The sequence below is a fragment of the Acinetobacter sp. YH01006 genome (genome assembly GCF_013420445.1).
GTDB lineage: Bacteria > Pseudomonadota > Gammaproteobacteria > Pseudomonadales > Moraxellaceae > Acinetobacter > Acinetobacter pseudolwoffii.
Window position 1 is genome coordinate 194,003 of record NZ_VOYB01000002.1, and the last position, 22,477, is coordinate 216,479.

At 44.0% G+C, this 22,477-nt stretch carries 21 protein-coding genes and 1 pseudogene; 11 read left to right on the forward strand and 11 right to left on the reverse strand.

Features of this window, described 5'->3' with window-relative positions; translation table 11 throughout:
• Positions 1-160 precede the first annotated feature (160 nt).
• A pseudogene (locus tag FTT73_RS16275) lies at positions 161-324 on the reverse strand (NADP-dependent isocitrate dehydrogenase); the annotation flags it as partial.
• 195 nt (positions 325-519) lie between these two features.
• On the opposite strand from FTT73_RS16275, the gene FTT73_RS02495 reads away from it, so the two are divergent.
• Positions 520-1,302, forward strand: coding sequence for an rRNA large subunit pseudouridine synthase E (locus FTT73_RS02495; RefSeq protein ID WP_180190962.1), 783 nt, complete (start codon positions 520-522; stop codon positions 1,300-1,302).
• Here the strand turns inward: FTT73_RS02495 and FTT73_RS02500 are convergent.
• On the reverse strand, positions 1,299-2,684 hold the full coding sequence (locus tag FTT73_RS02500; protein ID WP_180001306.1) for a heavy metal sensor histidine kinase: 1,386 nt from the start codon (positions 2,682-2,684) through the stop codon (positions 1,299-1,301). The genes FTT73_RS02495 and FTT73_RS02500 overlap by 4 nt on opposite strands.
• On the reverse strand, positions 2,681-3,352 hold the full coding sequence (locus FTT73_RS02505) for a heavy metal response regulator transcription factor (protein WP_005097421.1): 672 nt from the start codon (positions 3,350-3,352) through the stop codon (positions 2,681-2,683). Before FTT73_RS02505 ends, FTT73_RS02500 begins: the two co-directional genes overlap by 4 nt.
• Before the next feature lie 120 nt (positions 3,353-3,472).
• Here FTT73_RS02505 and FTT73_RS02510 point away from each other — a divergent pair, with 120 nt between their 5' ends.
• The 3 genes from FTT73_RS02510 to paaI all read left to right on the forward strand — a co-directional run bounded on the left by FTT73_RS02510 (position 3,473) and on the right by paaI (position 4,946).
• Positions 3,473-3,970 carry a heme-binding protein gene (locus FTT73_RS02510; protein WP_100355845.1) on the forward strand — a complete coding sequence of 166 codons (498 nt, stop codon included), beginning with the start codon at positions 3,473-3,475 and terminating at the stop codon, positions 3,968-3,970.
• 55 nt (positions 3,971-4,025) lie between these two features.
• Complete coding sequence (gene uraH, locus FTT73_RS02515) at positions 4,026-4,424, forward strand: hydroxyisourate hydrolase (protein WP_100355846.1); 399 nt, start codon at positions 4,026-4,028, stop codon at positions 4,422-4,424.
• A 129-nt stretch (positions 4,425-4,553) separates the two neighbouring features.
• A complete protein-coding gene (gene paaI / locus FTT73_RS02520; protein ID WP_180190963.1) occupies positions 4,554-4,946 on the forward strand; it encodes a hydroxyphenylacetyl-CoA thioesterase PaaI in 393 nt (130 codons plus the stop codon).
• A gap of 65 nt (positions 4,947-5,011) precedes the next feature.
• Here paaI and FTT73_RS02525 read toward each other — a convergent pair whose 3' ends face one another.
• On the reverse strand, positions 5,012-6,715 hold the full coding sequence (locus FTT73_RS02525) for a M61 family metallopeptidase (RefSeq protein WP_180190964.1): 1,704 nt from the start codon (positions 6,713-6,715) through the stop codon (positions 5,012-5,014).
• A 175-nt stretch (positions 6,716-6,890) separates the two neighbouring features.
• Between FTT73_RS02525 and FTT73_RS02530 the strand changes: the two genes are divergently transcribed.
• From FTT73_RS02530 to slyD, 3 genes are all read left to right on the forward strand, one after another.
• Positions 6,891-8,204 (forward strand): D-alanyl-D-alanine carboxypeptidase PBP6B, encoded by a 1,314-nt coding sequence (locus tag FTT73_RS02530; protein WP_180190965.1) that lies wholly within the window; start codon positions 6,891-6,893, stop codon positions 8,202-8,204.
• 243 nt (positions 8,205-8,447) lie between these two features.
• Positions 8,448-9,734: an NAD(P)/FAD-dependent oxidoreductase gene (locus tag FTT73_RS02535; protein WP_180190966.1), complete on the forward strand. Its 1,287-nt coding sequence runs from the start codon at positions 8,448-8,450 to the stop codon at positions 9,732-9,734.
• A 136-nt stretch (positions 9,735-9,870) separates the two neighbouring features.
• Positions 9,871-10,353 carry a peptidylprolyl isomerase gene (slyD, locus tag FTT73_RS02540; protein WP_005097432.1) on the forward strand — a complete coding sequence of 161 codons (483 nt, stop codon included), beginning with the start codon at positions 9,871-9,873 and terminating at the stop codon, positions 10,351-10,353.
• 154 nt (positions 10,354-10,507) lie between these two features.
• Here the strand turns inward: slyD and FTT73_RS02545 are convergent, their stop codons facing one another.
• The 5 genes from FTT73_RS02545 to FTT73_RS02565 form a co-directional block, all read right to left on the reverse strand.
• The gene (locus tag FTT73_RS02545; RefSeq protein ID WP_005097433.1) at positions 10,508-11,281 is read right to left on the reverse strand and encodes a M48 family metallopeptidase; all 774 of its coding nucleotides are present in this window, start codon (positions 11,279-11,281) and stop codon (positions 10,508-10,510) included.
• A 112-nt stretch (positions 11,282-11,393) separates the two neighbouring features.
• A complete protein-coding gene (locus FTT73_RS02550; RefSeq protein WP_074383295.1) occupies positions 11,394-11,702 on the reverse strand; it encodes a hypothetical protein in 309 nt (102 codons plus the stop codon).
• Between the two features lie 159 nt (positions 11,703-11,861).
• On the reverse strand, positions 11,862-13,181 hold the full coding sequence (locus tag FTT73_RS02555; RefSeq protein WP_180076313.1) for an adenylosuccinate synthase: 1,320 nt from the start codon (positions 13,179-13,181) through the stop codon (positions 11,862-11,864).
• A gap of 71 nt (positions 13,182-13,252) precedes the next feature.
• Positions 13,253-14,419, reverse strand: coding sequence for an ATP phosphoribosyltransferase regulatory subunit (locus FTT73_RS02560; protein ID WP_005170256.1), 1,167 nt, complete (start codon positions 14,417-14,419; stop codon positions 13,253-13,255).
• Positions 14,420-14,627: 208 nt separating this feature from the next.
• Positions 14,628-15,083 (reverse strand): Lrp/AsnC family transcriptional regulator, encoded by a 456-nt coding sequence (locus FTT73_RS02565; protein ID WP_004645552.1) that lies wholly within the window; start codon positions 15,081-15,083, stop codon positions 14,628-14,630.
• A 147-nt stretch (positions 15,084-15,230) separates the two neighbouring features.
• Here FTT73_RS02565 and FTT73_RS02570 point away from each other — a divergent pair, with 147 nt between their 5' ends.
• Both FTT73_RS02570 and FTT73_RS02575 read left to right on the forward strand, forming a co-directional pair.
• Positions 15,231-15,980, forward strand: a complete 750-nt coding sequence (locus tag FTT73_RS02570; RefSeq protein ID WP_074383298.1) for an AzlC family ABC transporter permease — start codon at positions 15,231-15,233, stop codon at positions 15,978-15,980.
• Entirely contained in the window at positions 15,977-16,276 is a 300-nt protein-coding gene (locus tag FTT73_RS02575; RefSeq protein WP_005170250.1) for an AzlD family protein, read from the forward strand. The genes FTT73_RS02570 and FTT73_RS02575 overlap by 4 nt, the downstream gene beginning before the upstream one ends.
• A gap of 43 nt (positions 16,277-16,319) precedes the next feature.
• On the opposite strand, the gene FTT73_RS02580 is transcribed toward FTT73_RS02575, so the two are convergent.
• The gene (locus FTT73_RS02580; RefSeq protein WP_159138600.1) at positions 16,320-16,616 is read right to left on the reverse strand and encodes a hypothetical protein; all 297 of its coding nucleotides are present in this window, start codon (positions 16,614-16,616) and stop codon (positions 16,320-16,322) included.
• 191 nt (positions 16,617-16,807) lie between these two features.
• Positions 16,808-17,830 (reverse strand): type I glyceraldehyde-3-phosphate dehydrogenase, encoded by a 1,023-nt coding sequence (gap, locus tag FTT73_RS02585; protein ID WP_180076315.1) that lies wholly within the window; start codon positions 17,828-17,830, stop codon positions 16,808-16,810.
• 388 nt (positions 17,831-18,218) lie between these two features.
• Between gap and alaS the strand changes: the two genes are divergently transcribed.
• Positions 18,219-20,912, forward strand: coding sequence for an alanine--tRNA ligase (alaS, locus tag FTT73_RS02590; RefSeq protein WP_180190967.1), 2,694 nt, complete (start codon positions 18,219-18,221; stop codon positions 20,910-20,912).
• Positions 20,913-20,976: 64 nt separating this feature from the next.
• Complete coding sequence (locus tag FTT73_RS02595; protein WP_005097443.1) at positions 20,977-22,257, forward strand: aspartate kinase; 1,281 nt, start codon at positions 20,977-20,979, stop codon at positions 22,255-22,257.
• The last annotated feature ends 220 nt before the right edge of the window (positions 22,258-22,477 follow it).

A 22,477-nucleotide genomic window follows, 5' to 3' on the forward strand; every position in this document is an offset into this window, starting at 1 on the left:
CTTCTTTCTAGTAGTTCATGTTTAACGCACAATTTAGTTCAAGGTGATTCTAGTCATGTCCATTTTTTCTCTTTGATTAACTTAATAACCTTTTTTACTTCTGACAGATTCGATATCTATCTGATCCAAGCATTTGAGGGCTTACTACTCTATACTTTTAAACTGTAACATCTACCACAGCCTGTATTGTTGGTGTAATATCAGCACCAATTTCATTCCCTTTGATACATGGGACAATTGGATTATTTGCTAGGTTGAGTGACAGGTCTGCATTAACGGTAATTTGGCACCATCCGCAGGTACTACGATCTTTTGATATTCTATTCTTCATATTTTTCCGAATGCTACTGACAAACCTAAAAATAATTGCCAATTAGGCAATACTTTCAACTGTTCTTAACGCATAATATTCTAATCCAGATTCGTTGTTTTTGAGATTTATACGGGAAATAACCAAATTTCCCTTTAAAATAAGCCTCTACATTTTTTAAGTTTATGTAATTATAGAAGTTATTTCCTATGAAAATCGTCATTTTAAACAAACCCTATGACGTCCTCTCCCAATTCCGCCCAGATGAAAAACACCAAACCATGGCTGATTTCATCGACGACAAAGATTTACGTCTTGCTGGTCGTCTGGACATGGACTCAGAAGGTCTGGTTTTTTTAACAGATCACGGTGGTCTGAACCAGTACATCACCAATCCTGCCAATAAAAAGTTTAAAACCTATATGGTGCAGGTTGATGGTGATGTCACCGAAGAAGCACTTGAGCAGCTTCGTAAAGGTGTGGAACTTAAAGATGGCATGACCCTTCCAGCCAAAGCTGAAAAAGTATCTGAACCGGAATGGTTGTGGGAGCGTAATCCTCCTGTACGTTTCCGTGCATCTGTCCCAACGTCTTGGGTTGAGATTTCAATTTGTGAAGGCCGTAACCGTCAGGTTCGTCGTATGACCTCTGCGGTGGGCTTCCCTACACTGCGTTTAATCCGTACTAAAATTGGTGATATTGACCTTGTACGTATGGATATTAAACCGGGTGAAACCAAGGAAATTGAACCTTTACTTTACCCAGACTTCCAGAATGTTCCTGCTGAAGAGCCATACCGTTCACGTTCTTATGTGAAAAAACCGGGTGGTACGGGTGGTAAGCCAATGGTTCGCAAGAACAAAGATGGTTCAGTGAAAAAATCAGGTACCAAACGTATCTGGCAAATGGACGAAAGCGAAAAGCCGAAACGTCGTACCAATGGTACAACTCGTCCAAATACCAAAGCACCTCGTGGACGCGGTCGTGGTTAAAACCCAGTCTGCTCATCAGGTAGGGACAGGCTAAAGATCACGCCAGACGGTGTATTTTCTACAGTTGTCTGCCCCTGATGGAGCTGCATGATCGACTGTACAATGGCAAGGCCCAGACCACCCGTCTGGGCTTTTTCGTGCCGGCTGTCATCGATCTGATAAAAACGCTCAAATAAATGCGGATGGTGCTGCTCTGCAATCCAGACTTCTGGCGTCAACACTGATATTTTAATCCTGTGGTTGAGTCGCTGTGCAGACACAATAATCTCACTCCCAGGCTGACCATAAGTAATGGCATTGCTGATCAGATTGGCGACTGCGCGCTGTAACAATACGGTGCTGGCTGTCAGACTTAAATCTGGCGGAACATCCACTTTTAAATGCATCTGCTTCTCTTCGGCCAGAAAGCTGAAGTACTCAAGCAATTCTTGCAGCATGTCATTTAGATTGAAATGCTGTTTTTCAATCGCATATCCGCCATGTTCTACCCGGGCGATAAACAGCATACTTTCAATCATCTGGCTCAGGCGTTCGTATTCTTCCAAGTTGGAATAGAGCAGATTTTCCAGTTCAGCAGGTTCGCGCGACCGCGATAACAGAATCTGTGTCTGCCCGATTAAATTGTTTAATGGGGTGCGAAGTTCGTGTGAAATATCCTCAGAAAAACGTGCCAGCTGCTGATACGCAGCCTGAATATTAGCGAGCATATCGTTCATGGCCTGACGCAGCTCTTGAACCTCAAGCGTATTACTCTGAACATCGATGTGCTGATTGGGCTGCTGAATATTGACCTGTGCTGTAGCCAGCATCAACTGGCGCATGGACTTGAGAATATAGCGTCCTGCCAGCCAGGCCATCAAGGTCGAGAGCAGTATGCCAAGCAGACTATAGAGCACCAGTTTTGATAAATAGTTTGCCAGTATCCTTTGTCCCTCTGCCAGCTGCTTGCCAGCCACCAGCTGATAACTGCGACCATCAAACTGCACCTGTTTAAAAGCCAGTCGTGTCGAAGGCTGTTCAGCCTGATTATTCTGAAACTGTAAGGCAGAGGTATAGTGCAATGCCGGAATATGAATCTGCAAAGGATTGATTTCAATCAAGCGATTATTCTGATGTTGCAGCAGCAGTAGATTATCTTCTTGCCCCAGCATGTTTTCATATAATTTGGGATGCTGAACCAAAAGCTCGAAACTCTGGGCATCTTCAAGAAATATTTCAATTCGGGAAATACGTGCAGCCAGTGCCTGATCCTGCTGAGCCTGAATCATCTGTTGCATATTTTGATAAGACAGTAACGCCACACTCAAAAAAACCACGCAGGACACCAATGCAAACGCAATACTCAAGCGTGTTGCCAGCGGTAATAAGATAGGATTGTTCATGGGTATTCATCAAGTTTATAACCCATACCGCGTACGGTATGAATCAGTTTTGGCGTGTAATGATCATCAATTTTGCTCCGCAGCCTGCGAATGGCCACATCCACCACATTGGTATCGGTATTAAAATTGATATTCCAGACCATGGAGGCAATCTGGCTCCGGGTCATCACCTGCCCCTGATGCTCCATCAACAGTTGCAACAGCGCAAATTCTTTCTGGCTTAATTCGATCTTTTGTTCATTACGATATACTTCATGCTTTAGGCGGTTCAATACCAGACCTGCAACCTGATAGGCCTCCTGCTCCAGTCGCGGCACACGGCGCAACAGACTTTTGATCCGGGCCAGTAACTCAATATAAGAAAAAGGTTTGGTCAGATAATCATCGGCGCCAAGCTCCAGGCCTTTCACCCGATCCAGCACATGATCGCGTGCAGTGAGCATCAATACCGGAATCTGGCTAAAAGTTCGCAAGGTTTTCAGCACCTGCCAGCCGTCCAGATCTGGCAGCATTACATCCAGCAGTACCAGATCAAATGACTGTTGCTGCAAACAGGCCAATGCCAACACGCCATTTTCAGCAATGGCCGTGCTATAACCTGACTCACTCAGTCCTTTTGCCAGATATTCAGCAATCTTGACTTCATCTTCTACAATTAAAATATGCATGTCAGTAGTTTAGCTGTTTTTAGCTATGCCTAGATTACAAATTGGTAATCTGATTGTCATGCTGCACTGGCGTATTTCTTTCTACAATAGCAACAGTATTCAATTGCATGAATGACAAGTATGAAAAATTCAATCGCCAAAACAACCCTAGCCTTGTTCAGTAGCTCATTACTACTCAGCTCACTGGCACATGCAGAATTAAAAACAGCACCAGTCATGTCGCTAGAAGCAGCAAAGCTTATGGCCAGCAATGTCATGTTGGCCTGCCAGAAACAGGCCAAGCCCGCAGCAGTCGTGGTTCTGGATCAGGGTGGTAATCTGCTGGCTAGTCAGCGCCATGAATCTGTCGGCATTCACAACCTGATCGCAGCAGAACGCAAAGCCTTTACCGCGTATTCAACGAAAACCAGCACGCTGGATTTTATGCGCAATGCCCAGAACAATCCGGACGCACAGAACCTGAATAGCCTACCTGAACTGCTATTACTCGGCGGCGGTGTACCTGTTATGTACCAGAATCATATTTTAGGTGCTGTAGGTGTTGCGGGTGCAGGCGGTTCGGAACAGGATCATCAATGTGCCAATAGCGGCATTCAAAGCACTTTAAAACAGCTTTAATCTATTTAAATAAGTCTTATTGGTTTCTTTTATTCTATCTACTGAGGAATACAACATGAAAAAAATCCTGCTAGCAACCCTTGCGAGCACCGCAGCCACGCTTTCCTTTGCACAGAATCCACTTAGTGTGCATGTTCTGAATCAGGAAACAGGTTTACCTTCCGCAAATATTGCAGTTACTTTGGAAGCACAGCAAGGTGAGAAATGGGTCAAGCTGAATGAAGCTGAAACAGATCAAAATGGCCGTATTAAAGAGCTATATCCAAAAGATACCAATCTGCAAAAGGGTATTTATAAAGTGACCTTTAAAACGGGTGACTGGTTTAAGGCCAATAATCAGCGGACATTCTTCCCTGAAGTACCGGTGGTCTTTATGATTGATGGTGCTTTAGAGCATTATCATATTCCACTGTTATTGAGCTCTTATGGTTATTCGACTTATCGCGGTAACTAAGCTCTTTCACTTAAGGCCCATCTTATTGGGCCTTATTCTTTTACTTGTTATTATTATGCTGAAATGCTATTCATGACTCATATTAAATGAATTTAAAAATAAAACGTATCTCAAACAAGGAGCTTTGCAATGGATCAGCAAGTCAACCAGATGTTTAATCAGGATCGATTAATCCAGCATCTTGGTGCACACCTTGTTGCTTATAGTCACAATCACGCAAAAATTTCGCTGAAAGTCACTGAACAACATTTACAGGGTCACCAGACCTGTAACGGCGCAGTGATTTTCGCGCTTGCAGATGCGGCATTTGCCATTGCCTGTAATACAGGTGAACATCCGGCTGTTGGTCAGCATTGTGGAATTCATTACTTAAAACCGGCAGTTCTTGGCGATACATTGACTGCTGTAGCAGAACATAGGGCCAGCAGTGGCCGTAGCGGAATTTACGATATTCAGGTGATAAATCAGTATGATCAAATTGTGGCAGAGTTCCGCGGTACGTCTCGACTGATCATCAGATAATTTTCAAAACTTGATGCAATAAAAAACCGATGCCTAAGCATCGGTTTTTAAAGTTTGAAATTTAATTAAGCTTTCAACCACTTTTCAGCTTTGGCTTGATCTTCAATTTTCAGTTCAACTTCGGTCAGTTCAGAACCAGCTGCCTGAACGTCAAAGCTCATCAGCTCGTCACGACGAAAAGCATGCATGGTATAAACACCTTCCTGTTTTGCATAACTTTCCATTAACTTCATCGTTGCTTTTAAACCATCAACTGCAATAATCACATCATTGGCAGAAAGGCCAGCTACTACAGCAGTACTATCACGACGCGCCGACTGAACCAGTACACCTTCCGGCTTATCTACCAGTTTTAAACCGAAAGGCAATGACTTGTCATTTTTCAGGTTATAACCGATACCAAACTCAGGCAATAACTGATCCAGTGGCAATTCATCTGTGGTATTAATCAAGTGATTAATCTGCTCTGACCAATCATCACCGGTCAGCTCTTTGCATAATTCAAAGATCGTCCGCTCATGTACCTGAACACCCTTTTGTGCATTTTCATACAAACGGCGCATCAAGGCATCCAGACTTGAACCGCGTAAACGCAAACCTAAGTCTAGGCACAATGCAACCAAACAACCTTTGTTGTAATAGCTGGTGCCGGCATTATTCGAGTTTTCATCCTGACGGTAGAATTTCACCCAGGCATCAAAACTGGATTCAGACACCGACTGAATCGCACGACCCGGATTCTGCAAGTAACGATCAATCTGCGCTTTTAATAAAGCAATATATGATTCCTGGTTAATCACGCCACTGCGTAGCAAAATCAAATCATCATAATAAGAAGTGAAGCCTTCAAAGATCCACAGCAAAGACGTATAGCCTTCACGGTTCAAATCATAATTGACAAAATTTTCAGGGCGAATAAATTTCACCAACCAAGAATGGAAATATTCATGGCTACATAGGCCGAGGAAACGCTGATAATCTTTGGAAGGTTCTTCAGGCTCATTGGCCTTCGGCAAGTCATCGCGCGGTGAAATCAGGCTGGTCGAGTTTGGATGTTCCAGACCACCATAACTATTTCCGGTTGCCATGGTCATAAAAGTATAGTCAGCAAATGGCGCTGAACCGAACATGGAGATTTCTGTGCTACAGATTTTCTCAATGTCCTGCTGCATACGTGCTGCATTCATCGCATGCTTGCCGGACACCACAAACTCATGCGGAATACCATTCGCTTCAAAACTGAAACGGGTTTGCTCTGCCAGTTCAAACGGTGCATCAATCAATTCAGCATAGTTTTTGGCTTTCAGGGTGAAACGGCCCTTGACCAGACTTTTGGATTGCATGCCGGTTGCCAGTTGGAAATGCTTTAACTCATCTGGCAGGAAGATTTCTAATTCAATCTCTTTATTTTCCTGACCTTCTAGCCCCAAGCATGCACAGGCCGGGTTGACATAGAGACGGTTTTGATCCACATATGCACCACGAACAGACAGGTCGTAGGCATAGACATCATATTCAACCGTAATCAGCTCATGATCGGTATTGAATAAACGCCATTTGTTCTTTTCAAATTTCTGGATTTGCAGTTGACGTCCATCTTCATCATAAGCTTTGACCGCCTCAATGTGTTTGGAAAACTCTCGAATCAAATAACTTCCCGGAATCCAGGTCGGTAATGATAAGATCTGCGTCGGGTCTGCCAGAAAGCGAACAGTCACGTGAATAAGGTGCTGACGATAATCGTCAAATTCGATTTGATAATGCAACATAATGGGCGATATAAAATGAAAATAAATGAGGTATAGCTTAGCTTAGCATTTTTTAAGCCAAGATGGTTTAGCTGTCTTATTTGTCTACATTTACGACTAGCTATCTGTATAAAAAAGGCATAGCATGCCTGAAAATTTAATCGTTCAACGCCCGACGGGTTATTAAGGAACATCCTTGAAATACATCATCTCACTGATTGCGGTATTCAGCTTATTTATTTCTGCATTTTCACATGCTGCCTTACTCAATATTCTGCCTGAAAGCGTTGAAGCTGAAGCCTGGACTATTCTGGATTCACAGTCTGGTCAAGTTATTGCAGAACACAATGCCGATGTGCAACGTGCGCCGGCTTCGCTGACCAAAATGATGGTGGCTTATATTGCCTTAAAGGAAATTGAGGCCGGAAAATTAGATAAAAATGAAGTTTTAACTGCCACATCTGTGGTTAAAAATGTCATGTGGGATGAGTCACAGATGTATCTGAAAGAAGGTGATCTGATTACAGTCGATCAGCTTCTGGCGGGTTTGATTATCATGTCTGCCAATGATGCAGCGTTGACGCTGGCTGAGAAAATCTCGGGGAGTGTTCCCCAGTTTGTAGAACGGATGAATCAGGAAGCCAAAGCACTGGGCATGCAGCATAGCAATTTCCAGAATCCGGCCGGCATTACCATGCCCGAGCATTATTCGACTGCTGCCGATTTGGCCCGACTCTCTATGGCGGTGGTAAATGAGACCCCGGATTATCTGTATTATTCCAAACAGCCAAGTTTCACTTATAACCAGCATTTTCATCGTGCCACCAACCGTGTACTTCAGGTCGACCCAAGCGTAGATGGTTTAAAAACCGGTTTTACCCGTGCGGCCGGTTATAACCTGGCGCTGACAGCCAATCGTGTTACAGCAGACTTTGAAATGCCGAAGCGCCGTCTGATTGTGGTAGTGCTAGGCACTAAAAGCGCCACAAAGCGCGCTGAGATATCGCATAAACTGATGAATCTGGCTTATACCTATACCCGCAATGAAGTCGCGATCAAAGATCAGCAACTGTTGGCTGAGTTGCCTGTGATTAAATCCACTTTAAAAATGTTTAAAGTGCAAACCAAGCAGCCGCAGATTATTACTACCTCGCTTTATGATCAGAGCTATAGCATTGACCTGAATCAGTTTGATCAGGCCCATCAGCGCGTCATGCTAAATACAGGTGATGGCGCTTTAAAAAGTATCGAGCCACTTCAGGAAACCCAGACCCATATCAATGTTGAAATGAAGGCATCTGAACTCATTGCGCCTTTAGCCAGCATGATACCTTTGGCCACGATTCAGATTTATCAAAATAATCAGTTAATTCGCACCATTCAAATTGAAGATCATGTCGAAATTGAAGAAGCCAACCCGTTGCAGAAGTTCTTTAGCTGGCTGCAAGGTTTATTCAGTTTCTTTTCAGACTCAACACCCGGCGTAAAACTGTATCCTCTAGATCAATAATCCTCTCAATATCAAGTAATTCTTTAAGCTAGAAGCGTTGATATAACCTTCTAGCTGATTCATGATCTATCCCAAATGAGGCACCCTGCCCGGAACGCAGCAATTATTACCCGCTCTCACAGAATTGCTACGTTTTGTAATGTGTATAACAATTTTAATCAAGACGCGATTTAGCACATGCCATAGTATATTTTCTCTCTATTTCTCTTATTTTTATTAAAAAAATAAACAGGTTAAGAACGCATGACAGTACATAAAATTGTGATTGTGGGTGGTGGCGCTGGTGGTCTGGAACTGGCGACACAACTGGGTGATAGCCTGGGTAAAAACGGCAAAGCCCAGATTATTTTGATTGATCAAAAACTGACACATCTCTGGAAACCGCTGCTACATGAAGTCGCCGCAGGTACCTTAAATCCACATCAGCAAGAAACCAATTATTTTGCCCATTCTGCCGCGCATCATTATGAATTTGTTTTGGGGACATTCACCAGTCTGGATCGCGAAGCGAAACAGATCATCGTCGAAACAGAATATTTCTCTAAAAAGAGTGAGCTCAAGAAAAATCAGCGTATTGGCTATGACACACTGGTACTGGCTTTAGGTTCAACCTCAAATGACTTTAATACCGAAGGGGTCAAACAGTTCTGTCATTTTCTCGACAGCCGTCAGCAGGCAGATATCTTTCAGCAGGATCTGCTGCACCTGTATTTAAATGCTCAACATGAGACTTCAAGTCGTGAGCTGAATATTGCTATTATTGGTGCCGGTGCGACTGGGGTAGAACTGGCAGCGGAGCTGGTAGAAGCCAAACAGAATTTCTTTCAATATGGCTTAAACAAGGTCGATCCCAACAAAGTCAAAATCACCTTGATTGAAGCCGCGGATCGTATTCTGACTGCACTCTCGCCTAAAGTTGCTGCAAATACCATGAAACAGTTAGAACAGTTCGGTATTGAAGTCTTGACCAGTCATCGAGTGGCCAAGGTCGATGAAGACAAGATTTATTTTGCCGATGGTTCCAGTCTGGATGCTGAAATCAAAGTCTGGGCTGCAGGGATCAAAGCACCGGAAGTCTTGGCACAACTCGACGATATAGAAAAAGACCATATTCATCGGCTCAAAGTTTATGCCACGCTGCAAACCAAATCTGATCCAAGTATTTTTGCATTTGGTGATTGTGCGCATTGCCAGCCTGCGGCAGATCAACCGGTATTAGGGCCGCGTGCTCAAGTGGCCAGCCAGCAAGCCAGCTTTCTGGCCAATGCTTTAAAAGCCCATGTCAATGGAGATAGCTATTTGCCGATGTTTAAATTTTCTGACAAGGGCTCCCTGATTTCCTTAAGTCAGAATAAAGCTGTGGGGGAATTGCTGGGTCAGGTCAATGTGCAAGGCTTTGTCGCCAAAACAATGTATGTCTCTTTATACCGGATTCATCAGGCGGCCATTCATGGTTATGCCCATGCCGGTATTTTGACTGCAAAAGATTTAGTTACACGAAAAATCTCTCCAAAGCTGAAATTGCATTGAAATTCCAGAATTTGGCCCAATCAATGAAAAAATCGTCAATAAAATTGTCAAATTGCGTTTTTTTGCTAATTTTAGTCTACAAAAATGCAATTTCACTTTATGATGTACCCTTAAAAAATTGAATGGATCAATTCACATGACTGCTATTGCAAATAACCTCGTGGTTTCTTTCCACTACACATTGACTAACGCAGAGGGTGAAACTCTCGACCAATCTCAAGGTGAACCACTTGCCTATTTGCACGGTGCAGGTAACATCATCCCAGGTTTAGAAAACGCGTTAGAAGGCAAAACTGTGGGTGAAAAATTCACTGTTAATGTTCCTGCTGCTGAAGGTTATGGCGAATATAACCCTGACCTCGTACAAGAAGTTCCTGCGCAAATGTTCCAAGGCGTAGACAACATTCAAGCAGGTATGCAGTTCCAAGCTCAAACTGATGACGGCGTGCAAATCGTAACTGTTAAAGCAGTTGAAGGCGACAATGTTGTTGTAGATGCGAACTTCCCGCTTGCTGGTCAAGACCTGACTTTCGAAGTTGAAATTGTATCGATTCGTGAAGCTTCTCAAGAAGAATTAGATCACGGTCATGTACACGGTGCAGGTGGTCACCAGCACTAAGATCTTCTGATCGAGTGTAAAAAAGGCAAAGTGAAAACTTTGCCTTTTTTATTGCCGCCAAAATATTCATTTTAAAATGGAGAATAAAAAAGCAGGACCATAGCCCTGCTGTTTCAATCCGATCAAGAGATCCCTTTAGAGAATAATCGCTGGATTATTTGCGTTGATTATAAATCTGCATGGCTGCTGGTAACTGTTGACGCATTTGTCCAATACGCTGGCTGTTCGATGGATGCGTAGACAGGAAGGTTGCGCCATTGCTGCCACCGAGTTTGTTCATTTTTTCCCACAAGGTAATCGCTGCATTCGGGTTATAACCTGCACGTGCCATCAGCATCAAGCCACCCTGGTCAGCACGGCTTTCCAGATTACGCGAGTATGGCAGGCCAATCCCGATCTGACTTCCTAATTGCGCTGCTGCTGCGCCACCCTGGCCTACACCAGCTGCATTCAGACCAATGCCTAAAGCCAGGTCGGTGAGCGCCTGAGCACCAATTTTCTGCTTAGAATGCTCTTCTAAGGCATGCACCATTTCATGACCCATAATTGCTGCAATTTCAGCATCGGTCAGATTCAGCTTATTCACAATACCGGTATAAAATACCACTTTACCACCCGGTGCAACAAAGGCATTAACCTGATCGGACTTGAGCACAGCCAATTGCCACTGGAATGCTGTACCAGTCTGGTTCATTTGGTTCGCAATCGGCTTTAAACGGTTAAATACGGTATTAATACGTTTATAGGTCGCTGAACTGGTGTCCAGTTGACCTTTATTTCTGGCATCAGTCACCATAGCATTATAGCTTTGTGTCGCAGATGCATTTAAGGTCGCAGAATCAGCCCCGGCAATATCCGCAATAGTGGTACAACCCGACAATGTCACGGCTGCGGCAGCCGCCATACCCAATAAAAATTTATTCTTCATTATAATCAACTCTACCTTAGCCCAAGCTTAATTTACATTGTAAAAATTATAAGTGAAAGCATACAGGAGCTAAACGCTTAATTACTCCATCTTCTTATAAATTCTGTAATTTTTAAGCCAAGTACTGTATCGCCAACCAATAAATCAGACAGATAATGTTCAAGCCCAGATAAACCTGGCTTAAGGGTTTTATTTTTTGTTCCAGAATTTCATCTTTACGTTTAAAAAATAAATAGGCGTTTTGCAATAAAATAACAGGCACCAGCACACAGGCAATAATGACACTCAGGCCGACCAGTGCATTATAAATAATCTCAGGATTTTGAGTTTGCGCGCGAATAATCATCATAGCGATGGTGGGTGCCCCGCCCATGGCGAACAACAATGAATAAAACATGGTCGCCGATATATTTTTTTGCATCCTTTCGCTCATTTTTTCTTTCTTTATATATGGCTATGTTAAAGCACATTTTGTCACAGCACCGATGCAACTTTAGTCTTGAGCCAAATTTATAGTTTTTGGATATAAAAAACCCATCCGGAGATGGGTTTTATCATTCAAGCTTTAATCAAATGAAGATCAAGCATCAAACGGGTGGCGAAGAACGATAGTTTCTTCACGGTCTGGACCCGTTGAAATGATGTCGATTGGACATTCAATCAGTTGCTCAAGACGTTTTACATAGTTCAATGCAGCTTGTGGCAACTGATCCAGCGATTTTGCACCGAAAGTTGACTCAGACCAACCTGGCATTGTTTCGTAAATTGGTTTTAAAGTTTCGAATGCAAGCGCATCAGAAGAACCGACACAACCAGAATCTGCAGCTTCATAGCCTACACAGATTTTCACTTCTTCCAAACCGTCTAGAACGTCAAGTTTAGTCAGGCAAATACCAGAAAGTGAGTTTACATCGACTGAACGGCGTAGAATTTCAGCATCGAACCAGCCACAACGACGTTGACGGCCAGTAGAGGCACCAAATTCATTACCAATCGTACCGAGGTGTTTACCAATCGCATCACCTGTGTCATTTGCAGCGTCATACACCAACTCAGTTGGGAATGGACCTGCACCTACACGGGTTGTGTACGCTTTAGTAATACCCAGTACATAGTCAAGGTGCAAAGGACCCAGACCTGAACCAGAGCTTACGCCACCAGCAGTTGTATTCGAAGAAGTTACATACGGATATGTACCGTGGTCAACGTCAAGAAGTGAACCTTGCGCACCTTCGAACATGATGTTGTCACCGTTTTTACGGTAGTTATGCAACTCAGTAGTTACGTCCACAACCAGTGGAGCAACAACCTTACGCCATTCGTCACACAGTGCCAGCACATCTTCCAGTTTAACTGCTTCAACACCGTAGTATTGAGTTAACTGGAAGTTATGGTAGTCCAGAAGTTCAGTCAGCTGAGCTGTAAGATGTTCACCACCACGTACCAGGTCAGCAACACGAACTGCACGACGCGCCACTTTGTCTTCGTATGCAGGACCGATACCACGACCTGTTGTACCAATCTTCGCATTACCACGTTTTTTCTCACGTGCTTGGTCCAGTGCGATGTGGTTTGGAAGGATCAGTGGACAGTTTGGAGAAATACGTAAACGCTCTTTAACAGGAACGCCTTCTTTTTCAAGAATGTCCATCTCTTTGATGAGCGCTTCAGGAGAAAGAACAACACCGTTACCAATTAAGCACAATACGTTTTCACGTAAAATACCAGATGGAATGAGGTGTAAGACAGTTTTCTTACCACCCACCACCAGAGTGTGACCTGCGTTATGTCCGCCTTGATAACGAACGACCGCTGCCGCTTGATCTGTGAGCAGGTCGACGATTTTACCTTTACCTTCGTCGCCCCATTGGGTACCAAGTACCACAACATTCTTGCCCATAATAGCCTCATTGCATCATGCTGTTAAAGTTGAAAGCCCCGCTCAGTGACATGAACACTGAGCCAAGCAATTTAAATCGTTTTGACTGTCCACTCGCCATCGACGTTCACCAGCTGGTGCGTCGCATATGGAATTGAGTTTAAATCATCATTACCGAGTAACTGAATTACACTTAAGCCTTGTGCTCGAATACTCTGAATCGCATTCAGAAGTTCTGCATCGACACCTTTAGGTGCAACTACCACGTGTACAGCGTCAAACTGACCTGCGCTTAACGCATATAAGTCACAAGAGAAACCTGTGGCAGGACGCGCACGACCGAAATGTTCACCAATGCCATCATAACGACCGCCTTGTGCCAGTGCTGCTGCACGATTCGGTGCATAGACTGCATACATCAGACCAGTATGATAATGGTATGAACGCAATTCAACCACATCAATCCCAATACTCAAGTTTGGCCAACGGGCTTGAACTTGATCTTTGGTAATTTGTAAGGCATCAAAAGCTTGCTTGAAGGCTGGATTCGCCAACACTTCAGCACTTAAATTTGCCTGTAATGCGTCCAGATCGCTGGCATAGCGGCCCAGTGCATAAAAGTCCTGACCAAATTTCAGTTCTGCCGTAAATTCTTCCAACTCTGGCAAGGCCTTACGTTGGTATAAATCAGACAGTTTACGTTCAGCAACTTTGTTCAAACCTGCTTGAGCCACCAGACTGCGGAATAAGCCGACATGACCTAAGTCCAGATGGATTCCGTCTGCCAGACCTGTTTCCTGAATCAGACTGATCATTAAATCGACCATTTCTACATCGGCATCGATGCTGTCTGAACCAAACAGTTCGGCGCCTAACTGCAAAGGCGCACGCGAGGTATTAAAACCGCGTGGTTTGGTATGCAGAACGGTACCTGCATAGCAGTAACGCGCCACACCTTCCACTGGATGTACATGTGCATCAATACGCGCCACTTGTGGTGTCATATCGGCACGCACACCAAGCAAACGACCAGAAAGCTGATCGATGACTTTAAAAGTGGCTAAGTCTAAATCTTGATTCGATTCTGAGAGAGAAGAGAGAGATTCGATGTATTCAATGAATGGCGTGTACACCAACTGATAACCTCGAGATGCAAGGAAATCCAGTGATTTACGGCGCAAACTTTCAATGACTTGCGCTTGTTCTGGTAATACATCAGCTACACCATCAGGTAATAACCATGTCTCTGAAATGGGCATGTTGTAAACCTAAATTCTTGTCAGCGCGGAACGAATCCGCATAAAAAAATCGGGAGCACACCCGATTCCTCCTAGTCTAGCACGATAGTTTTGGCTGTGCATCGCAAAATTTTATAATTTTTACTCTCTTATGCAATGAGCCACAATTGCGTCAACTATCAGCGTTTTATCGTGTATGACCAACACGCGCTATAAACAAAAAATCATTTTAGACCAATGGCAATGCGGTGGTACTTTTTACCGTTTGCAATGGAATTTCAGTTTTTACACTTTGGATGCAGGGAATTTGAGTCAAATGATGAATCTGAAATTTACGATAGGCATCCAGATCAGCCACCACAATTCTTAAAAAGAAATCACAATCTCCCGCCATTAACTGGCATTCCACCACTTCCGGCATCTCCTTGATGGCTTCAACAAATTGATCGACCACGGCGGCTTCTTGAGATTTAAGCCAAACCCGTGCAAATACACTCATCGCCAGATTGACTTTTTGCGGATTGAGTAAGGCGACATACTGTTCAATGACCCCATCATCTTCCAGTTGCTTGACTCTTCTTAAACAGGGGGACGGCGACAAGCCAATTAATTGAGCCAGTTCATTATTTTGCAATTTTCCGTTCTTTTGCAGTTCATGCAAAATGCGTTTATCAATTTGATCCATCTTGTTACTTTAGTATTTAAAACCCCTTTAAGCCAATTTAGCGCAATTTAATTCCAAATCAAATTTAAATTGCATGCACTACAACAGCAAATAGCCCGATTATCGCTATAAAATACGGTTCAATATTGAAGTCCTCAGGTCACTGACATGCTTTTGCTCAGACAAAGCAGCACGCCCGCGCTCGCACATACAGATTTCAGCGAATTTCAGCGCGGCATGAAAGATTCTATTCCTATGCTTTTAGGAATTATTCCCTTTGCTTTGGTGCTAGGTGCGACTGCGATTCAGAAAAATTTCAGTGTGCTGGAAGTGCCTTTGCTGACTGGACTCAATTTTGCCGGCGGTTCTGAATTTGCCATTCTGGAAGTCTGGACCAGTCCACCCAATTTATTCATGCTGCTATTTATTACCTTTTTGGTGAATAGCCGGCATTTGCTGATGGGTGCCAGCCTAGTCCCGTATTTAAAACATCTCCCGAATCGCAAAGTATTGCCGGCCCTGTTTTTTATGGTTGATGAAAGCTGGGCCTTAAGTCTGGCGGATGCGCAAAGAAAACAGGCGCAGTGGGGTTATCGGGCTGCTTTTAGCATGCCCTACTATGCCGGTTTATGTTTCTGTCTTTATCTGATGTGGGTCGGTTTTACCACACTGGGCGCGATGCTTGGACCTGTTTTAGGCGATATCAACCGCTGGGGCTTTGATATGGCCTTTCCTGCTGTATTTCTGGTGTTGATGCGAAGCATGTGGAAAGGCTTGAGTGCAGCCCGGCCATGGCTAGTAAGCCTGATCTGTGCTGCCCTGGCTTATTTATATTTGCCTGCTGGCTGGTATGTGCCGATAGGTGCCCTAGCCGGCATTGTGTCTGCTTTTTTCTTGATTGGTGAGGAGGAAGCATGATTGAGATGAGTACATTACTGGCCATCCTGCTGATTGCGGCAACCACCTATCTGACCCGGATTCTGGGCTATGTCTTATTAAAAAATAAAACGCTGACACAACGTCAGCGTAAAATCATGGACGTTGTGCCCGGCTGTGTCCTGATTTCAGTCATCGCACCGTATTTTGTACGCGACAACCCTGCAGATCTGATCGCTTTGGCTTTAACCCTGTTTGCCGCTACGCGTTTTGGCTTGCTCCCCACAGTTGCCATCAGCATGGTGTCTGCAGCCGTCTTAAGAACTTTTCTTGTCTAGCCCTCAAACAGAATCCTTTATATGATTTCTAAAGGGATTCTGTTTATTTCTGTGGGTCTACGACCTTGGTGAGCAGGCTGACCAGCTCTGCATTTTGCAACTCGACCTGCTGCAGTTTGGTTGTAGTCTGATCCAGCACTTCCTGCTGTACATGCATTTTTTTAGCCAAGTCCTGCATGATTTCCAGGGTCTTTTTTAAATTTTCTTCCAGATGCGCGACTTTCTCTTCTACCGGCACGCCCTCCATGACACCTGAACCATCATTCTGATTGAACTGCAGCCAGATTAGAAAAATCACTGCCAATGTGAGCAGTATAATAAATCCCCAAACCACCATCATATGCTTGCTCTTATTTCATTTTATTGGCTTTATCTTAACGAAAAATCATGCAGATGATGCAAATAATTCAAACACTCGCGCTGCTTTTCGATCAATTACGCGCAAATTCTATTAAAACAACGCATATCAAGAATGTTTAAAGCAAAAAAAGCACCGTATATCGGCACTTTTCAGGCTTAGCAAAGTCAAACTTAATGAAAAGATTCACATAAATCCAGCAAGCGGTTGGCATAACCCCATTCATTGTCATACCAGGCAAAGACCTTGGCCTGTTGTCCCACCACTAGGGTTTGGGTCAGGTCAACGATCAAGGAATAAGGGGAATGATTAAAATCACTCGACACCAAAGGTTCATCCGTCACTGACATGATTTCGGCAAAATCCTGTCGCGCCGCCTTAATTAACACTTCATTCAGTTTATGATCGGTAATCGGTGACTGGGAAACAAAGGTCAGGTCAATTGCTGCGACATTAATGGTCGGCACCCGAATTGAATAACCGTCAATCCGATCTTCCATTTTTGGCATAACCCGCTTTAATGCACCCAGCGCACTGGATGTGGTGGGAATAATATTGTGTCCTGCTGCCCGTGCACGACGCAGATCGCGATGCGCCTGATCCAGCACAGATTGATCTGCGGTCACCGCATGGATTTCGGTCATTAACGCACTGCTGATGCCAAAAGCATCATCGAGGATTTTGACCAGCGGTACTAGGGCCTGAGTGGTACAGGACACACTGGAAATGATCTGGTCGGTGGCTTTAACTTCGTGATGATTGACACCATACACAATCGCAGCATCGACAGTATCAAAGGGTGCTGCGCCAATAATCACCCGTTTCGCCCCTGCCTCAATATGCTGGGTCGCAGCTGCACGGGAACGGAACAGCCCGGTACATTCCAGCACCACATCTATTTCAAGTTTTTGCCAGGGAAGCTGCGCCGGGTTGGCTTCACACAAAACCTGAACTTTTAAGCTGGCATCCTGATAGCTGAGATGCAGATAAATATGTTCGGCATCATAGCTGACGTCTACCTGTCCCGGAAAACGGCCATGGGTTGAGTCATATTTAAACAGATGAATTAAGGTTTCAACATCAGCAATATCGTTAATGGCAACGATTTCAAATTTAAAATCTTTCGGATTTTCAAACCAGGCACGCAATACATTACGTCCAATACGCCCAAATCCATTGATTGCCACTCGTTGCATGACTCAACCTTTTATATGCCTATTTTAAAACTCCTCTATGTTAAAGGATTTCTTGCGCAGTACATGAAAAACTTCAGTGAAAATATTGATTTTCGATTATTTTATTTCTGATACATCGCCCAGTATTCAGATCTTTTAAAATTCTGATGCTGTGTAAATAGATGGATATAACCGAATTGTTCTGAATAGAAAATTCATTTTATGAATTCAGCACTAAACCCGAGTCAATAATTCCTTGGCAATTGGTTTTAAAATGATTGGTGCATACCGCTTTTTCCGTTATAATTTGGCGTTTTAAATTTTTAAGCCCCGCATTGCAGCAGAGCTCTCATGTGCTTGTCAGACTGTGGTGTTTTAGCCAAATCGGAAATTATGGAGTGACTTGGTTGTGAGTACTCGTTTTATGACATCAGCTGAAATTCGTGAAGCATTTTTGCGTTACTTTGAATCGCAAGGGCATACACGTGTCGCGTCGAGTTCACTAGTACCCGCCAATGATCCAACTTTACTGTTCACCAATGCGGGTATGAACCAGTTTAAAGATTGCTTCTTAGGTCTAGAAAAACGCGATTATGTCCGTGCCGTATCATCACAAAAATGCGTACGTGCAGGTGGTAAACACAACGACTTGGATAATGTCGGTTATACCGCGCGTCACCATACCTTCTTTGAAATGTTAGGTAACTTTTCATTTGGTGATTACTTCAAACGTGATGCGATCAAATTTGCCTGGGATTTTTTGACGGGCGATGACTGGTTAGCGCTACCTAAAGATAAGCTTTATGCCACTGTTTATCATACCGATGACGAAGCATTCGACATCTGGAACAAAGAAATCGGCCTAGATGCATCTCGCATTATCCGTATTGGTGACAACAAAGGTGGTCAATACGCATCAGATAACTTCTGGGCGATGGGCGACACCGGTCCTTGCGGTCCATGTTCTGAAATTTTCTTTGACCATGGCGATCACATCTGGGGTGGCCTGCCGGGCACACCTGAAGAAGATGGCGACCGTTTCATTGAAATCTGGAACAACGTTTTCATGCAGTTTAACCGCACGAGTGATGGCGTACTTCATCCGCTTCCAGCGCCTTCTGTAGATACTGGTATGGGTCTTGAGCGTATTTCTGCAGTTTTACAGCATGTCAACTCAAACTACGAAATTGATTTATTCCAGCATTTACTTAAAGCTGCGGCTGAGATCATTGGTCTGGATACTACTGCACTTGAAGCTGAAGCGGCTGAAAAAGGCACACCTGTACAATACCCTGCTTCACTTAAAGTGGTTGCTGACCATGCACGTTCATGTTCATTCCTGATTGCTGATGGCGTAAATCCTTCAAATGAAGGTCGTGGTTATGTACTGCGTCGTATCATCCGCCGTGCAGTGCGTCACGGTAACAAACTGGGTGCGACCGGTTCATTCTTCCATAAAATGTTGCAGCCGCTTATTGAAGTGATGGGCGAAGCATATCCAGAACTTGCAGCACAACAAGCACGTATCGAAGCTCAACTGCTCAAAGAAGAAGAACAATTTGCCAAAACACTTGAGCAAGGTTTGAAATTGCTTGAAGGCGAATTGGCACAGTTAAAAGGTTCTGTGATTCCGGGTGAAGTGGTTTTCAAACTTTACGATACTTACGGTTTCCCGACGGACTTAACTGCGGATATCGCACGTGAACGTGAATTAACGATTGATGAAGCTGGCTTTGAAGTTGAAATGGCAGCACAGCGTCAACGTGCGCGTGATGCAGGCAAATTCGCAATCGACTACAACAGTGTTGTCAAAGTTGAAGGCGAAACTCAATTTGATGGTTATGATGCAACTGCAGGCGAAGGCCAAATCATCGCAATCTATAAAGATGGCGAGCAAGTAGATGAAGTCGTTGAAGGCGACGAAGCTTTAATCGTACTCAACCAGACTCCTTTCTATGCAGAAAGCGGTGGTCAAATCGGTGATACAGGGATTTTCAAAAACGATACCGGGATTTTCGAAGTTCAGGACACGAAAAAATCTGGTGGTGCATTTGTACACCAAGGCATCGTGACCATGGGTAGCTTAAAAGCAACCCAATCTGTTGAAGCGACTGTGAAAGCAGACATCCGTGCAGCAACTGCGCGCAACCACTCTGCGACTCACTTGTTACATGCTGCGCTGCGTCAAATTCTGGGCTCACATGTACAACAAAAGGGTTCATTGGTCGCATCTGATGTGTTACGTTTTGACTTTGCCAATGATCAACCGGTTAGCTTTGAACAGCTGCAAGAAATTGAACGTCTGGTCAATACTGAAGTAATTGCCAATACTGCGGTGTCTACTGAACTGCTGGATATTGAATCTGCCAAAGCCAAAGGCGCGATGATGCTGTTCGGCGAAAAATACGGTGACGAAGTCCGTGTATTGTCGATGGGTTCAGTGATTGAAGAGAAAAATTTCTCCATCGAGCTTTGCGGTGGTATTCACGTAAAACGTACCGGTGACATCGGTCTGTTCAAGATCACTTCTGAAGGTGGTGTTGCAGCAGGTATACGTCGTATTGAAGCAGTGACAGGCACCAAAGCAGTTGAAGTTGCACAAAAAGCCGATCGTGACATCAATACGATTAACGGTTTGCTCAAAGCGCAAAAAGACCAGACTTTAGAAAAAGTTGAAGCGTTAGTTGATACTGCATCGAGCTTGCAAAAACAGATCGAACAACTGAATCAGAAACTTGCTAGCCTGCAAGCCGGTGAACTTCTAAGCCAAGTTCAAACCATTGCAGGTCGTGCAACCTTGATTACAACCGTTGAAAATATGGATGCGAAAGCACTACGCAACCTGCATGACGGTGTGAAATCAAAATTAGAAAATGCAGTCATTGTGCTTGCAGGTGTAGAGGGTGACAAGGTGAGCTTGATCGCATCTGTAGCAAAAGACTTTACTGCATCTATAAAAGCGGGTGACATCATCAAACATCTGGCAACCGAGCTGGGTGGTAAAGGTGGTGGTAAACCTGACTTGGCACAAGGTGGCGCGCCACTTAACGAGAAGTTTGCTCCGGTGATGGCAGATTTAACTGCCTGGCTGGCAGCAAAATAAAACTTCAATTTTGTGTAACTGACCCTGATAGGACTATCAGGGTCATGGCTTATATGGAACAACTATGGCACTAATCGTTCAAAAATATGGCGGTACCTCTATGGGTACTCCCGAGCGCATTTTAAATGTTGCTCGTCGTGTGAAACGCTGGCATGACCATGGCCACAAGGTGGTTGTGGTTGTATCAGCGATGAGTGGCGAAACCAATCGTCTGCTTGCTCTCGCGAAAGCCATTACCGAAACCCCTGACCCACGTGAACTAGACCAGATGGTCTCTACGGGTGAGCAGGTTACGATTTCTATGTTAGCGATGGCGCTCAACTCTATTGGCGTTGAAGCAAAATCACTGACAGGTCGCCAGGTTGGCATGAAAACCGACAGCTCATTCAATAAGGCACGTATCGAATCAATTGATACTGAAGTCCTGAACTCGAATCTGGATGCTGGCCGTGTACTTGTAGTTGCAGGTTTCCAGGGTTTTGACGAGCATGGCAATACCACCACTTTAGGCCGCGGCGGTTCTGATACTTCAGGTGTCGCGATTGCTGCTGCACTAAAAGCCGATGAATGCCAGATTTATACAGACGTTGATGGCGTATATACCACTGATCCACGTGTTGCACCCAAAGCCAAGAAAGTTGACCGTATTTCCTTTGAAGAAATGCTTGAAATGGCGTCACTGGGTTCAAAAGTCCTGCAAATTCGTGCAGTTGAATTTGCCGGTAAATATCAAGTACCTTTACGCGTATTATCCAGCTTCGACAATGACAATGATGGCGCATTCGACGAAGAATTTAAGCAAAACGTGGGTACACTTATTACGACTGAATTGGAAGACAATATGGAACAGCCAATTATCTCCGGTATCGCATTTAACCGTGACGAAGCAAAATTAACGATTTTAGGTGTACCTGATGAACCGGGCATCGCCTCTAAAATTTTGTGCCCGATTGGTGATGCCAATGTTGAAGTGGATATGATTATCCAGAACGTTGAAGAAGATGGTACGACTGATTTTACTTTTACAGTCAACCGCAGCGAATTGAACAAGGCCAAAGCCATTCTCGAAGCAACCGCTCAGGAAATTGGTGCACGTGAAGTCGCTACCCGTTCAGATATCGTCAAAGTTTCTATCGTCGGTGTAGGCATGCGTTCACATGCAGGTGTTGCAAGCAAAATGTTTACCGCACTGGCAGCTGAAGGTATTAACATCCTGATGATCTCTACTTCTGAAATCAAAATTTCAGTGATTATTGAAGAAAACTATCTGGAACTTGCAGTTCGTTCACTGCATACCGCCTTCGGTCTAGACCGCGAACAAGGTGAATCAAGCGTACGCGCTTAAGAGGAATGACAAAATATTGTCATTGTTTGACAGTATTCTATAAATCTCTACAAAAATTCAGAGCCACTATAGTTTTTTTTATAGTGGCTCTGTTATATTAAGCCTGAGGATTTTTAAAAAACTGAGATAGATTAAAATCTTTCACCCAGATGACAGAATTTCTATCCAGATTTTATTTTTTAATTTTTGGTTGTGTTTTTGTTTTATATTCAATAGATTG